The 14,594-nt window shown below is 67.0% G+C and carries 13 protein-coding genes and 1 riboswitch; of the genes, 7 read left to right on the top strand and 6 right to left on the bottom strand.

Annotation, left to right across the window (positions count from 1 at the left end):
* Nucleotides 1–115: 115 nt before the first annotated feature.
* Complete coding sequence (locus tag AC1EJR_RS19825; protein ID WP_477113483.1) at nucleotides 116–700, top strand: hypothetical protein; 585 nt, start codon at nucleotides 116–118, stop codon at nucleotides 698–700.
* Nucleotides 701–813: 113 nt separating this feature from the next.
* Here AC1EJR_RS19825 and mdoH read toward each other — a convergent pair whose 3' ends face one another.
* Nucleotides 814–3,417 (bottom strand): glucans biosynthesis glucosyltransferase MdoH, encoded by a 2,604-nt coding sequence (gene mdoH / locus AC1EJR_RS19830; RefSeq protein ID WP_477147440.1) that lies wholly within the window; start codon nucleotides 3,415–3,417, stop codon nucleotides 814–816.
* Complete coding sequence (locus tag AC1EJR_RS19835; RefSeq protein ID WP_441593336.1) at nucleotides 3,390–4,904, bottom strand: glucan biosynthesis protein G; 1,515 nt, start codon at nucleotides 4,902–4,904, stop codon at nucleotides 3,390–3,392. The genes mdoH and AC1EJR_RS19835 overlap by 28 nt, the downstream gene beginning before the upstream one ends.
* A 602-nt stretch (nucleotides 4,905–5,506) precedes the next feature.
* Here AC1EJR_RS19835 and AC1EJR_RS19840 point away from each other — a divergent pair.
* On the top strand, nucleotides 5,507–5,923 hold the full coding sequence (locus tag AC1EJR_RS19840; RefSeq protein ID WP_092296671.1) for an RT0821/Lpp0805 family surface protein: 417 nt from the start codon (nucleotides 5,507–5,509) through the stop codon (nucleotides 5,921–5,923).
* Nucleotides 5,924–5,947: 24 nt separating this feature from the next.
* Here AC1EJR_RS19840 and AC1EJR_RS19845 read toward each other — a convergent pair whose 3' ends face one another.
* The 4 genes from AC1EJR_RS19845 to AC1EJR_RS19860 form a co-directional block, all read right to left on the bottom strand.
* Nucleotides 5,948–7,666: a mechanosensitive ion channel family protein gene (locus AC1EJR_RS19845; protein ID WP_477147441.1), complete on the bottom strand. Its 1,719-nt coding sequence runs from the start codon at nucleotides 7,664–7,666 to the stop codon at nucleotides 5,948–5,950.
* Nucleotides 7,667–7,763: 97 nt separating this feature from the next.
* Nucleotides 7,764–8,240: a surface-adhesin E family protein gene (locus AC1EJR_RS19850; RefSeq protein WP_092296677.1), complete on the bottom strand. Its 477-nt coding sequence runs from the start codon at nucleotides 8,238–8,240 to the stop codon at nucleotides 7,764–7,766.
* A 146-nt stretch (nucleotides 8,241–8,386) separates the two neighbouring features.
* Nucleotides 8,387–9,076, bottom strand: a complete 690-nt coding sequence (ribB, locus tag AC1EJR_RS19855) for a 3,4-dihydroxy-2-butanone-4-phosphate synthase (RefSeq protein ID WP_092296680.1) — start codon at nucleotides 9,074–9,076, stop codon at nucleotides 8,387–8,389.
* 128 nt (nucleotides 9,077–9,204) lie between these two features.
* Nucleotides 9,205–9,372, bottom strand: a riboswitch (FMN riboswitch).
* A 79-nt stretch (nucleotides 9,373–9,451) separates the two neighbouring features.
* Nucleotides 9,452–10,342, bottom strand: coding sequence for a helix-turn-helix domain-containing protein (locus AC1EJR_RS19860; protein WP_477147442.1), 891 nt, complete (start codon nucleotides 10,340–10,342; stop codon nucleotides 9,452–9,454).
* A gap of 175 nt (nucleotides 10,343–10,517) precedes the next feature.
* On the opposite strand from AC1EJR_RS19860, the gene AC1EJR_RS19865 reads away from it, so the two are divergent.
* From AC1EJR_RS19865 to AC1EJR_RS19885, 5 genes are all read left to right on the top strand, one after another.
* Complete coding sequence (locus tag AC1EJR_RS19865) at nucleotides 10,518–10,817, top strand: type II toxin-antitoxin system RelE/ParE family toxin (RefSeq protein ID WP_477147443.1); 300 nt, start codon at nucleotides 10,518–10,520, stop codon at nucleotides 10,815–10,817.
* Nucleotides 10,814–11,161, top strand: coding sequence for a HigA family addiction module antitoxin (locus tag AC1EJR_RS19870; protein ID WP_092296689.1), 348 nt, complete (start codon nucleotides 10,814–10,816; stop codon nucleotides 11,159–11,161). The genes AC1EJR_RS19865 and AC1EJR_RS19870 overlap by 4 nt, the downstream gene beginning before the upstream one ends.
* Nucleotides 11,162–11,303: 142 nt before the next feature.
* The gene (locus tag AC1EJR_RS19875) at nucleotides 11,304–12,617 is read left to right on the top strand and encodes a hemolysin family protein (RefSeq protein ID WP_477147444.1); all 1,314 of its coding nucleotides are present in this window, start codon (nucleotides 11,304–11,306) and stop codon (nucleotides 12,615–12,617) included.
* Nucleotides 12,618–12,970: 353 nt separating this feature from the next.
* The gene (locus AC1EJR_RS19880; protein WP_477147445.1) at nucleotides 12,971–14,293 is read left to right on the top strand and encodes an EAL domain-containing protein; all 1,323 of its coding nucleotides are present in this window, start codon (nucleotides 12,971–12,973) and stop codon (nucleotides 14,291–14,293) included.
* 151 nt (nucleotides 14,294–14,444) lie between these two features.
* Nucleotides 14,445–14,576 carry an entericidin A/B family lipoprotein gene (locus AC1EJR_RS19885; protein ID WP_092296698.1) on the top strand — a complete coding sequence of 44 codons (132 nt, stop codon included), beginning with the start codon at nucleotides 14,445–14,447 and terminating at the stop codon, nucleotides 14,574–14,576.
* Nucleotides 14,577–14,594 lie beyond the last annotated feature (18 nt).

A 14,594-nucleotide genomic window follows, 5' to 3' on the forward strand; every position in this document is an offset into this window, starting at 1 on the left:
CACGGGGGTGGAGGGTACAATGCCTGCCTGTCGGCACGGATGTTGCGCCGACCGCGTAGTCGGACGCACAGCGGGAGACGGGTCACGGGAGCCGTCCCCGGCAACGCTAGCCCGCATGACCATACGACAAACGCCGATTATTGTTTCGCTGAGCCTGGTTGCCCTGGCAACCCTGCCGCCGTTGCCCGTGTGGGCAGCGCCGGTCAGGGCGCCGGTCACGGCTTCCGCGCCGGCACCCGCTCCCGTGCCTGTGGTGGATGAAGCCGACGCCTTGTCGCGCATGCTCAAGGGTGCCGCCACCGGGCAGAACACCGGCGGCGCCGGCGTTCCCGAACTGCTCCGCAACACCAGCCGCCCCGACGGCGTGCTGGCCCGCGCCTGCCGCCAGCTCAACGATGCCCTGCCGATCGAGATCGATGGCGAGACGCGCCTGCGCCGCTGCCAGTCGGTGCCGGGCAAGCATGTGCTCTTCCAGCTGGAGTTGACCAACTATCGCGGGCCGATGCTTGACCTGGCCAGCTTCGAGGTCAACTACGCCGCGCCGCTGCAACGTAACATCTGCGCCAACCGCGACGTGGAAATTCTGACCAAGCTTGGCGTCAGCATGATGTTCCGCTACATGACCCGCAAGGACCGCGGCGAGCGCCGCGTGGGCGATGTCTATATCAATGCGCCGATCTGCGTGTCGGCCCTGAGATAAGACCCCCCCTCCCCCGATACAACGGTTTAAAACGACAGGACGAAAAAAACGGCAGGTCAGCCTTCCCTAGGCTGACCTGCCGTTTTGACTTTGCGCGCGGCTTGAGTCGTCGATCAGGCCGCGMGCGGCCGCAGCGGCAGCACGTTGGCGGCGCGGCGCATMAGCACGCGCGTCTCCTTCCACGCTGCATCGGCCAGGGGCGAGCCCCAGACCAGTTCGTGCAGCTTGGAGAGTGCGAACGGATCGCCGAGCAGCACATGCTTCTGCGCCGCCGACAGCGATTGCGGACCATGCGTCAGCGCATGCTGCACCAGCGTGCCATGCTGCAGGCGCGTGGGCGTGGGCTGCACCTTGCGGGCGGTGGCCGTGGCGCACATCAGCGCATTGGTCACCGGGTCCACCACGGCGTCGACGAAGCCCGGCACGTCCTGTGCCGCCTCCACGTGCTGCTGGGTTTCCACGATCTCGCGCGGCACATTGGCTTCCTCGGGAATCACGAACAGCCCGGCGCGGCGCATGGCCCGGCCCAGCGTCACGCGCGAGAGCAGCACCGACAGCGGAATCGAGAGCGCCAGCGAACCGACAATCGGCAGCAGCCACCAGATGAAGCCCGGGCTCAGCCAGTACACGCCCGCGCCCCAGACCAGGCCCAGCACCGTGTGCCAGCCGTGGCGGCGGAACGCCTCACCCCAGGAGGTCTCGGCATCCTCGCGCGGGGGCGACTTCCACGAAATGCCCCAGCCGCTGTACGCCGCGACCACGAACTTGGTGTGGAACAGCATCCGCGTGGGTGCCAGCAGCGCCGACATCAGCATTTCCAGCAGCATGCTGACGATGAGCCGCACCGGGCCGCCGTACTGCCGCGCGTCCTTGAGCAGCAGGATCACGCTGGCCAGCTTCGGCAGGAACAGCAGCGTGGCCGTGGCCGAGAACAGCGCGAGCGCCTTCTCCGGGTGCCACTCGGGCCAGGTCGGGAACAGCTGGTATTGCTGCGTGAAGTACTCGGGCGGCACCAGCGCGTGCTTGGCCAGCGCGGCGGTGGACAGCAGCAGGAACAGGAACCAGAGCGGCGCCGACAGGTAGGCCATGATCCCGGTCAGGAACACGGCGCGGTGCACCATGTGGAAACCCTGCTTCATCCAGAGCCGGAAGTTCATCAGGTTGCCCTGGCACCAGCGGCGGTCGCGCTTCACCTCATCCAGCAGGTTCGGCGGCAGTTCCTCGAACGAGCCCGGCAGGTCGTAGGCAATCCACACGCCCCACCCTGCCCGGCGCATCAGCGCGGCTTCGACGAAGTCGTGCGACAGGATCTCGCCCGACAGCGGCCCCTTGCCCGGCAACGGCGCCAGCGCGCAATGCTCCATGAACGGCTTGATGCGGATGATCGCGTTGTGGCCCCAGTAGTGGGACTCACCGAGCTGCCAGTAATGCAGGCCGGCCGTGAACAGCGGGCCGTAGACGCGCGTCGAGAATTGCTGCACCCGCGCATAGAGCGTGTCCCGTCCCACCGCCAGCGGCGCGGTCTGGATGATCCCGGCGCCGGGGTTGGCTTCCATCAGGCGCGTCAGCGTGCCCAGGCATTCGCCGCTCATCACGCTGTCGGCGTCGAGCACGATCATGTAGCGATACTTGCTGCCCCAGCGGCGGCAGAAGTCGGCCACATTGCCGGTCTTGCGCTTCACGCGATGGCGGCGCCAGCGGTAGAAGATACGGCCGAAGCCGCCCACGGCGCGGCAGATTTCCATCCAGGCATCGTGCTCGGCGGTGCGCAGGTCGGGGTTGCCGCTGTCAGAGAGGACGAAGAAATCGAAGTGGGCGAGGTCGCCCGAACGTTCGAGCGACTCATACGTCGCCCGCAGCCCGGCGAAGACGCGTGTCACGTCCTCGTTGGCAATCGGCATGATCACCGCCGTGCGGGCGGATGGATCGATTGGCGCGTCCGGCGCGGCGCTGCGCGAGATCAGATGGCGGTCGCCGCCCTTGGCCAGCACCAGAAAGCCCATCATCGCCGTCCAGAACCCGGCGGACACCCACGAGAACAGGATCGCGAACAGGGCCAGGATGGCCACTTCGAGCGGATCGGCGCCGTGGTACGGCAGCACCTTGGCCATGAAGTACGTGGCCACTGTGGTCTGGGCAACCACCAGCCCCAGCAGGAACCAGCGGCGATGCGAGCCGGCGGGATGCCACTTGCCCTCGGCGTCGGGGCCATCGTGCAGGGTGTCCCAGGTCTCGGGCACGGGCGGGCGGCCCATCATCTTGCGCCAGGTATTGCGCAGCCAGCCGCTCACCACATGGGGTGGCCACTGGCGCGGCACCATCGACGCGCGCTCGGGCTTCGGCCCGGTATCCACGCGCACGGTGCCATCGTCGCGGCGCTGCAGCAGCGGCTCGCCGTCCACCTGCGGATTGCCGTAGGCCATCGTCAGGCGGCGCGGCACCGAGGCGTAGGTCGGACCGCCGGGCGTGGCGGTGACAGCGGCCTCATCGCCCTCGCGCTCCTTGGGGTCGCGGCGGGCCAGGCGGGTCTGCAGTTCGATCATTGCGGAAGGCACCTCGATGCCCTCGGCGGGCACGGAGGTCACCGGCGGCATGGGGGTGTCGGCCAGCAGTTCGCTGCGCAGCTCGGGCGAGGCAGGCAGGCGGTCGACATAGCGCTCGCATGCTGCCGCCTGGGCCGGGCGATGCTTTAGCCGGGGGGAATGATGTAGCTCCATGTCTCGGATAGGGTTGTATTGCCGTTGCGAAGATAGCCGCGCAACTCAACCGGCTTTGTCTCGTCCTTGCGGCGCATGAACAGCGTCATGCGCCAGCCGCCCGTGGCTTCGTTGCGGCGGACCGAGGTCTTCAGCAGTTCGCCGTTGGCGTCCGCCGAGATCACGGGGTCCAGCCGCGCATCCTCGGCCAGCTTCTTGAAGGCCGGGCCTTCGAAATCCACGGTCAGCGAGAAACTCGTGTCGTCCTGCTTGCGGGTCAGCCCCTGGCCGCGCCGGGTCTGCGTGACCCACGACAGCGGCGGCAGGTTCTCGCCATCCTTCTGCCATTTCAGGCGGTATTCATAGTCGAAGGCCTGCTTGGGCTTGGGCGGGTTGTCCGGCACCCAGAAGGCCACGATGTTGTCGTTGGTCTCGTCCGGCGTCGGAATCTGCACCAACTCCACACGGCCCGAGCCCCAGTTGCCCTTGGGCTCCACCCAGCCGCTTGGCCGGCGCTCGTACCACGCGCCCAGCTCCTGGTAATTGTCGAACGTGCGGTCGCGCTGCATCAGGCCGTAGCCCTGCGGGTTGGTCGCCGCGAACGACGTCACCAGCAGCCGCTTGGGATTGACCAGCGGGCGCCAGACCCACTCCCCGGTACCCAGTTGCACGGACAGGCCGTCCGAGTCATGCACCTCGGGTCGGAAGTCCGCATTGGCGGACGGCTGGTTTTCGCCATACAGGTACATGCTGGTCAGCGGGGCCAGACCGAGCTTGGTCACGTTTTCGCGCAGGAACAGGCGCGACTTCACTTCCATCACCGTCTCGTTGCCCGGCTTGATCACGAAGCGGTACGCCCCGCTCATGCGGCGCGAATCCATCAGCGCGTAGATCGTCACCTGCTTGTCGTTGGCGGACGGCCGCTCGATCCAGTATTCGACGAAACGCGGAAATTCCTCGCCCGAATTCAGTGCCGTGTCCACAGCCAGCCCGCGGGCCGACAGGCCATACCACTGGTCCTTGCCCAGCGCGCGGAAGTAGCTGGCGCCCAGGAACGAGGCCAGTTCGTCCTTGCGCTTGCCCTGGTTCAGCGGGTATAGCAGGCGGAAACCGGCAAAGCCGAGTCCCTTGAGCTTGGCCGCATCCACCTTGTGCGAGCCGTAGTTGAACGCGCCCGGGTCGAAGCGGAACTCGCGCACGCTGTTGCCCACCACCTCGTTGATGCGCACGGGCTGATCGAACACCATGCCCTCGTGGTAGAACGAAATCTCGAACGGCAGTCGCGCGCCGCGCCAGGCAAAGCGCTCCGGCTTGTATTCGATCTCGCGATAGCGCTCGTAGCTCAGGTCCTTCAGCTCGGCGGGCAGGTTCTGCGGCGCCGGCTTGTAGGGCGCGCCCGAGAGCTGGCGCGCCTTGGCGGCCACGGTCTCGAAGTCGAACGCATGCGCGGACAGCGCCGCCACGGCCAGCACCCCGCCCCCCAGCCAGCGTCCCAGCCCTCCCAGCATCCCGGATAAGCGGCGCGCGGGCGCATCGGTCGGGGCGTGGATGGGGCGGAACGGCGAGGTGGTTGCGGTCATGAAGGCCGGAAAATGGATGGATGGCGACCCGGCACGTCGGCGCGGATCGAAAGTGTTCAACAGACGTTTCAGCGTGCGTCCGACTGTCGGTCGCACGTCTCCAGAGCAAGAGACGGACCAGGCGTCGGATCCGATTCAGTCGGGATCGGTATCGACCGGTCCGTAACGGATTTGTTGCATTGCGATGCGAAACCATAACAATTCGAGACTTAAAAGTCACGTTTCGCTGGCGCAACGTTTGCAACAAAATGTTCAAGCGGTAGCTCCAAAGCCGCTTGGGACAAGCGTTTCCGGGATATGGGCAGGGTTCGCCCCAGCGTCCGGCCCATGACCGTGCCGCGCCCGGATGGCTGCGCGGACACATGGCAATCCACGCTAGGTCAGCGGCGGCACGGTGTCAAACCGCACTGCGGCGGAGGCGATGCTGCGCCGCACCGGGGCGCCAAGTGTCTCGGGAAGCATCGCGATGCCCCCAAGCGGCGTGGGCGCGCTTACAATCGCCACGTCATCCATTCTCACGAGGAATCGTCATGCACGCCCGGGGTACCCTTCGCCGTTCCCATCTTCGACTGGCGCTTGCCGCCAGCCTTGGCTGCGCCCTGCTGCTTGGCACCGCCCAGCCCGCCCTCGCCTATTTCGACAACTACCTGTCCGGCAGCATCATCGGCACGCTGAACCAGAAGGAAGCCGCCTCGCTGCAACAGACCGTGCGCAAGATCCTCGACGGCGGCCCCGACAACGAAAGCGTGACCTGGAACTACCCGGGCGCCGGCAAGCGCGCCGCCATCCTCGGCACCATCACGCCCGTCACCACCAAGGAAGACAAGGGCCAAAAGTGCCGGCGCCTGAAGTCCGAACTGCAGCGCGGCAGCGCCACCGAAGCGTGGTCGGGCTGGTTCTGCAAGCAGTCCAACGGCGCCTGGAAGGCCCGCCACGTGGCGGAGTAAGTCCGAAGCTGGCCGAGGTTGCACTCACGGCCGCGTGGCCCGGCGATGCGGGTGCGCGGCCGGGTCCACCTCGGCATGGCCCGGCGCCTCGAACCAGCGGGCCTGCGGTACCACCACGCTCTGGCCCGGCTGGTCGATGAAATGGGGCGACATGATCTGCACGCCGTGGGTGTTGAACACATCCTGGATGGCCGCGTGCAGTGCCGACAGCGCAAAAAAGCGATTGCGCGGATTGTCGATCGCCGTGAACAGCTCATATTCGACGTAGAAATCCGATAGCCCGCGCTGGAGCACGAACGGCGTGGGCGCCGCCACCACGTGGGTGGCGTGGGCGGCGGCTTCCAGCAGCATTGCGTGGACCTGCCGCCACGGCGTGTCATAGCCGATGGTGACCGAAGTGGACACCATCGCGCCCTGCTCGGCGGTGCCAGGGTCGCGCGTGGCGCCATGACGCGAKAAGTTGTGGATGGCGCTGCCCACCACCACTGCGTTCGGCAGCGTCACCTCCTCGTTGCGCAGGTTGACGACCTTGACCGACAGCGCGTCCAGCCCGATCACCGTGCCCACCGTATCGCCAATGCTGACCATGTCCCCCCGGCGCAGCGCGCGCGAATAGACCACCACCATCCCGCTCATGATCTGGTTGACGATATTGGCCGAGCCCAGCGTGATCATGAAGCCGATCAGCACGGACAGGCCCTTGAACACGTCGCTCTGAGAGCCGGGGATATAGGGATAGGCGAAGGTGAACCCGAGCGCCCAGACCAGCACGCTGGCCAGCCGCCGCGTGGCGCCGGCCGTTTCCGGGTGCATGCCCGGCACCGTGATCTGCCCCTTCTGCACGGCGACAAAGATATTGCCGACCAGCCGCTGGATCGCGCGGGTGATCAGCAGGATGACCACCACCGTGACCAGCCCCGGGATCGACTCCACGATCGACACGCCGATATGCCGCAGCAGGCCAAGGAAGAAGGCGCCCATGCGGTCGCCGAGCGGTTCGGTCAGCGGAAACTGCTCGAGCGCGAACTGGAGCCAGAGGAAGCCCAGCGCGATGACCGAGCCCACCGCCAGGATCTGGACGATGCGGCTGACGAGCTGGTAGACCGCGCCGGTCCAGTCGAACTGGCTGCCGCTGCGCTGTTGCAGATGAACGTCCAGCGCGTGTTGCAGTGCGCCGCGCATGCGGCTGCGGGCGCGGCCAATGCCCCAGATCAACCCGACCATCAGCGCCAGGCTGCCCAGCGACAACAAGGCCCCGCGCAGCAGGTTAGGCCAGTAGAGCTGGGCCCGGCGGGCGTCGATAACGGCCTGGAGCCGCGCGCGCGTCTGGGCGGCTGCCACTTCGATCGTCAGGCCATCGGTAGGATCGAGATCGCCCTCGACCAGGGCGAAGAGCACGCGGTCGCCAAGGCGGAAGGCCACGCCGCTGACATCGCCGAGCGTGCCGCTCAACTGGCTCAGTGGCAGCCCCAGCTCTGACTCGCTCAGGTTGTCGAACGTGGTTTCGGCCCGCTCGGCGCGGGTGGCGGGGCCGGCGCCGCCCAGGGTGCCGCGCAGGGTGGCGACGGGCCGGTTCATCAGCCGCAGTTCCACGGGCGTGGACTGGGCTGCGGCCGTGGCGGCCGCCGGAGGAGAGGATGGTGCGGCCGGCGCTGACGCCGCGTGCACCCATCCACAGAAGATGCCGACCAGTCCAATAGTCGTCAGCCAGAACCATGCCACCTGCCGCCATGCGTGCGCCATGCCTGCCCCCTCGTGTGGACGTGAGGCGAAGCATAGCGTGTCGCGGCGGAAAACGGGACCGCTATTGACGAGCGGCCTTAGCCCGTGGCGGTTGGCCTCAGCGGCAGAGCCGGCTCATCAGCTCCCCGGCGAGGGTGCCGGAGGCAATCGGCTGGGGCATGCCCGTCTGCGGGGCGCGGATCGTATATAGCGATTCGCCGCGCGCGTAGCGCTTGCTGTAGAGGGTCTGCTCCACCACCGCGAACATCGACGTGGCGCAATTCAGCACCATCCGCTTCAGCGACGAGCGAATGGCGTCGCCGCTGGCGGTGCGGATCACGCCGCCCGTTGGGGCGTTATGCATCAGCACGACGCCCACCTCGGGGCCGCGACGGCGCACGGCGGTCTGATCGAAGTAGGAGGTCATGCCGGTGGCGCCCACCATCGGCACCCAGCGTTGGGGGTCCGGCGGGGCGGGATCGGCCTGCCCGCCGGCGTGGGCGGTCAGGCAGAAGCACGCGCCGGCCAGGACGGTCAGGCGTGCGAGAAATCGGGGAAATCGCGAAAAATGCGGGAGGAACGCGCGAACAGACATCGGGAAGCCCTCGTCATGACGGGAAAAAAGCAGCCCGCATTGTCGCACAGCGAGGCTGCCTATTCGCCCGTTTGGCGCGATGAAACTGCATCAGATTGCGTCATCGCGCCGGGCCGAAGGCGCCTGAGGCGCCCTTCCGGGCTCCCTCAGCCGTTGATTTCACGCCAGGCGGCGAGGTCTTCGATGGTCAGCACCGGCAACTGGTACATCTCGGCAAACGCCAGCGCCTCGGGGCGGCGCGCCATGGTGCCGTCCGGATTCATCAGCTCGCAGAGCACCGCCGCCGGCGACAGTCCCGCCATCCGCGCGAGGTCCACCGAACCTTCGGTATGGCCGCGCCGCACCAGCACGCCGCCGTCGCGGGCCACGAGCGGGAACACGTGGCCGGGGCTGACCACGGCGTCCGTGCCGGCATCCTCGGCAATGGCCGCGCGGATGGTGGTGATGCGGTCGGCGGCGCTCACGCCAGTGGTCACGCCCTCGCGCGCCTCGATGGAGACGGTGAAGGCGGTGCCGTATTGGCTGAGGTTGTTCTCCACCATCGGGCGCAGGCCGAGTTCGCGGACCTTGGTCTCGGTCAGGCACAGGCAGACGATGCCGCTGCATTCGCGGATCATCATCGCCATATTGGCCGTAGTCAGGCGCTCGGCGGACAGGATCAGGTCCGCCTCGTTCTCGCGGTCGTCGTCATCGAGCAGCACGACGGGACGGCCCTCACGCATGGCCTCGAGCGCGTGCGCGATGCGCTCGGCCAGCGGGCGCGGATCGGCATCGGCGATKGCAAGGTTGGCGCCAGAATTAACGTTCGGGAGATTGACTTCGGTGTGGTGCAGCATTGAAACGCTCCATATATAGGGATCAGTGGGCGTTTCAGGGTGGATCAGCGAAAACCCGCAAAAATACGACGACGCTCCGCCGCGCGGGCGGACGTGTCCACGCGCGCAAGGCCGGCTTGCGGATTTTCGCCCATCTTCTTTCATCCGGACTCTGACCGTCGGCCCTGGCCTCTCACCAGGTCTGCTGACCCCGCACGGGAATGCGGGCGCTCGCGGGCTCGCTGCCTCGCGTCATCGATGCACGACGCTGGCAACATACCGCCGGTGGGGACTTTCACCCCGCCCTGAAGACGTAACGACGCCGTGGCGGCAGGCGTTTTCCGCACTGCCACAACGGCCCGGCGATGTTAGCACGAGCGTGCGATTCTGGCTGAACTACGACTCGAGCGCGCGCTCGGGCGCGGGAGTGCCGGCCAGGGACTCAAACAGGTCGCGGGTGGCCTCGTCGGCCGGGAAGAAGCACTCGATGCGCAACTCTTCCAGCGTGACGTCCTGCKGAATGCCCAGCGTGGTCAGGGTGGAGAACAGCGACGCGCGGAACCGTCCAGCCTGGACGATCACGGGCAAGACCGGCGGCGGCGCGCCGTCCGCCTCGGGGTCATCCTCATCCGCCAGCAGCTCGCCGCCGGGCCCCACCATGTCTGGATGCCATGCGGCGATGCGGCGAAACATCTCACGCGCCACCTCATCGTGCGCCTGCGCCTGCAACGCCTGCCAGACCCGGCGCACGAGGTAGCGGCCCACCTGCTGCGCGTTCTCGATCATCGGCCAGAGGCCGTCCGGGTCGAACACGGTCAGCATCAGGTTGATGCKCCGGCCGTCCTCATCGAGCGAAGCGGGCCGGCGCCCCGCCAGCAGCGTGCCGAACATGCGCCGGTACGCGGTGTTGGCGTCCACCAGATTCCAGAACCGGTCCAGCACCACGGCGGGATAGGGCTCCTGCTTGCTGAGGATCAGCGCAATGGCCTGCCGCACCATGTGCAAGGGCGGCGCCGCCAGCGCGTGTTCGCTATAGGCCGGCGCGAAGCCGCTCGCCAGCAGCAAACGGTTCCGCTGCCGCAGCGGCACGGCGAGGCGGTCTGCCAGCGCCAGCACCATCTCGCGACTGGGCCGCGCCCGGCCCGACTCCAGAAAACTGATATGGCGCTGCGATACACCGGCCGCGAGCGACAGCGCGAGCTGGCTGTAACCGCGCTTGCCGCGCCAGTAGCGCAGCAGGGCGGGGAAATCGAGAGCGGCTTCGGAGCCGGGCGTGAGGGATTCCATGGCGGGTATTACAGCATGGGCCGGGAAGCGTGACGATTCCCTCGCAGGTAATCATCGTGATTCACAGGTTTCAGATTCGTCCCATGTCGCAATGGCGCGCGGCTTTCTAGGATGACGGTTCACCCTCATCCTAGATGCTGGCCATTTAATGCAATACGTTATACCATCGACATCCATGATCCGGACGTTCGCCAATAAAGCCACGGCGGCCCTGTTCTGCGGCCGGTACGTCAACACCCTGCCACGGCATATTCAGGCCACGGCGTTCAGGAAACTCGGGCTGCTGGACGCGGCGGCATCGCTGGTCGACATGCAGGCCCCGCCGGCGAACCGGCTGGAACCCCTGCGTGGCGCGCGGCGGGGCCAATGGAGCATCCAKATTCACAACCAGTGGCGCATCTGCTTCCGTTTTCAGAACGGCGAAGCATGGGACGTCGACATTGCGGACTATCACCGACAACCGGAGCCAGCATGACCATCACGCGTGAAGACCTGCCGCGCCTCGATGCCAGGGACGTCGAAACGGGCGAGCCCCTCGCGCCGGTGCACCCGGGCGAGATCCTGCGCCAGGACTTCATGGCCCCGCACGGGCTCTCGGCCAATGCGCTGGCGATTGCCCTGCGCGTGCCCGCGCCGCGCATCAACGACGTCGTGCGCGGGCGCCGCGCCATCTCGCCCGAAACCGCGTTGCGGCTCGCCCGCTACTTCGGCACGACGCCACAGTTCTGGGCCAATCTCCAGGCGGCGTACGACCTGCGCATCGCCCAGGAGAAGGCCGGCGAGAAGATCGAGCGGGACATCCAGCCGCTGACGGCATGATCCGTGCTTGCGCTGCCGTGCAAGACCGTCCACCGGACGGGCCATTTTCTTGTGACGTGTGCGCCACCGCGCAGTGGTCCGGTCACATGCCGATGGTATGCTTTGACTTTTCAATTCCCGCGCGCATAGGGCGCGCACCCTGATGGAAATAGCCATATTACTGGCGCTCATTCTGGTTAACGGCCTGTTCGCCATGTCCGAGATCGCACTCGTCACGGCCCGCAAGGCCCGGTTGCAGCGGCAGATCGAGAACGGCGACCGTGGCGCGATAGAGGCCGTCAAGCTCGGAKAGGACCCCACGCGGTTCCTGTCCACCGTCCAGATCGGCATTACTTCCATCGGCGTGCTGAACGGCGTGGTCGGGGAATCCACGCTGGCGGCGCCGCTCGGCGAATGGCTCGCGGGCCTGGGCCTGTCGCCGACGACCGCCGGCTATACCGCCACGGCCATCGTGGTGGCCGGCCTGACCTATTTCTCGATCGTCCTTGGCGAACTGGTGCCCAAACGGCTCGGCCAGCTGGCGCCCGAGGCCATCGCGCGCGCGGTGGCGCGCCCGATCTCGTTCCTCGCCACGGCGTCCACGCCATTCGTCAAGCTGCTGGGCGGCTCCACGCGGCTCGTGCTGCGGCTGCTCGGTGTCAAGACCGATCGCGGCCCGGCCGTGACCGAGGAAGAAATCCACGCGCTGCTGGTGGAAGGCTCGGAGGCAGGCGTCATCGAACGTCACGAGCACACGATGGTGCGCAACGTGTTCCGGCTCGATGATCGCCAGTTGGCCTCGCTGATGGTGCCGCGCGGCGATGTGGTCTACCTGGACGCCGGCCTCTCCGAAGAAGAGAACCTGCGCCGGATCGAGGAATCGGACCACTCGCGCTTCCCCGTGGTGCGGGGTGGCATGCACGACATTCTGGGCGTGGTCAGCGCGCGTCAGTTGCTGGCCCGCCGCCTCCGTGGCGAGCGTGCCGAACTGACCGCGGTGCTCCAGCCGGCCGTGTTCGTGCCGGAAAGCGTCACCGGCATGGAGCTGCTCGAGAACTTCCGCGCCTCCGGCGGCCAGATCGCCTTCGTGATCGACGAGTACGGCGAGGTGCTGGGTCTGGTCACGCTGCAGGACCTGATCGAGGCGATTACCGGCGAGTTCAAGCCCGATGAGGCAGGTGGCGAGTGGGCCGTGCAGCGCGACGATGGCTCATGGCTGCTGGACKGCATGATCCCGGTGCCGGAATTCAAGGACCGCCTGGGCCTGCGCGCCGTGCCCGAGGAAGACAAGGAGCGCTACCACACGCTGTCCGGCATGCTGCTCTTGCTGCTCGGCCGCCTGCCGCAGACCACCGACAGCGTGCAATGGGGCGACTGGAAGTTCGAGATCATCGACATGGACGGCAAGCGTATCGACAAGGTGCTGGCCTCCCAGGTGCCGCCCGAGGACGGCCCGGAGCCCGAAACCACCGGCTGACCGCCCTGCCCGCCTCACCCCGAAACGGACGCTTATGCGTCCGTTTTTTATTGCCCGCGCCCTAACGCGATTCCTGCTCACTGGTCAAGACGACTTTTGTAGCGACATGCGATTCGTTGTGCAGAATCAAACATCGCTGTTACGCACTGTGCACGTGGGCCTAGCCGTTCTCCTAGTTCTACGCGGCTGCCGTATGATCTGCCTTGCAGCATCCGCAGTACCACGCAGTCGCTAACAAAATCGAGCGGCGCCAGCAGAGCGCCCCGAAAGATGGAATGCATGAACGGGAACGCAAAACGGGTATTGCCGGTGGCTGATGTCTGCCACGGCCTCTACGGCGCCGCGAGTCACTGATGAGCGCGGACACTCACGACACGCCACCAGCCATGGACGGCAACCKCGCGGCCCAGCCGGCGGTGTTCATTGCCGCGCTGGACGAACATCGCGCGCAGGTCGGCACGGCCCATCCTCTGGCCGTGCTGGTCATCCGCCTCGACCGCTTCCAGCATGCCTGCGACACCCTCGGTCCGGCGCGCGCCAATCTGCTGCGCGCAGAGGTCAAGTCGCGGGTGGCCAGCCTCGCCACCATGCCGGCCGTGATGCAATGGCTGGGCCCGGCCGATCTCGGCGTTGCCTGCCTGCTCCCCGAGGGCACGGACGACCCCGGCTGCCTGAGCATGACGATTGCAGCCGTGCTGGGCCGGCCCTATCTGGTCGATGGTTTCGAATTGTTTCTGTCGTGCAGCATCGGCGCGGCGATGGATCACCCCGACAGCGCCACCGAACGCAACCTGCAGCAGGCCTTCGACGCCATGCTGCAGATCAACCGGCGCGGCGGCGACGGCGTTGGCCGCGCCAGCCTGCCCACGCCCCCGCGCATGGCACCGCTGCTCGCCGCCCTGCCCCATGCCATCGCCCGGGGCGAACTGAGCCTGCATCTGCAGCCMCGCGCGTTACTATCCACCGCCGAGATCGTCGCCTACACGGTGCGGCTGCGCTGGCAGCACGCGGTGCTGGGCCGCATTGCGCCGCACGACTTCCTGCCCGCCGTCGAGGCACTCGGCATGATGGACGAGATGGGGCAATGGATTCTTCAGCAACTGCTGCCCCTGATGCGGGCCACGGAGACCGTGGCGCCGGTGCCCTTCACGCTGCTGGCGTCAAGCTCGCAGTTGCAGTCGCCCGGCAGCATCGACATGCTGCGCCGGGCCGTCGAGGCCTACGGCGTGGGCCCCGGCCGGCTGTGTGTGGAGGTGCCGGTGAGCATCGTGCCGGACAGTCCGGAGACCGCCCACAAGGCTACGCTGCTGCATGACACCGGCATCGGCATGGCGCTCAGTGACTTCACCGACAACGCAGCAAGCCTGCGCGCACTGGAAATCACCCGGCCCGATGTGGTCACGCTCGATGCGCGCCATCTGGGGCACGCTACCCGCAGCGGCGACATCGCCGCCCACCTGCGCGCGGCGTGCGTGCTGGCCCACGCGCATGGCGTACCGGTCTGTGCCAAGGGCGTGGAGACGCGCACCCAGTTGGAGGCCGTGCGCGACTGGGGCTGCGACAGCGTCCAGGGCTATCTGCTCGCCCAGCCCTTCCCCGCGCACTGGCTGGCGCAGACCCACGCGGCCATCGTGGACCGCGCGCGGCAACTGCTCGGCCCCGGCCTTCGCCCTTGATCGGGCACGGTGCCGGAGGGCCTGTTTGTCAGCCGTTTGTAGCCGTTTGTCAGCGTTTTCCTACTTACAAATTGGCACACATCCTGCATCGAGATCGGTTGGGGCGACGGTAGAATGTGCCCACTTCTCACTATCCCTAAAGGAGCCACTCGTGAAAAAAGGATGGATCTGGTGCGTACTGTGTGCCACCCTGCTGGCAGGTTGCAACACCATGGCCGGCGTCGGCCAGGACGTGCAGAAGGGCGGTCAGAAACTCGAGAACTCCGCTGAAAAGGCGAAGTAAACGCTCTCCAGCCGAGGC

It is taken from the genome of Cupriavidus sp. 05T42, from assembly GCF_056396345.1.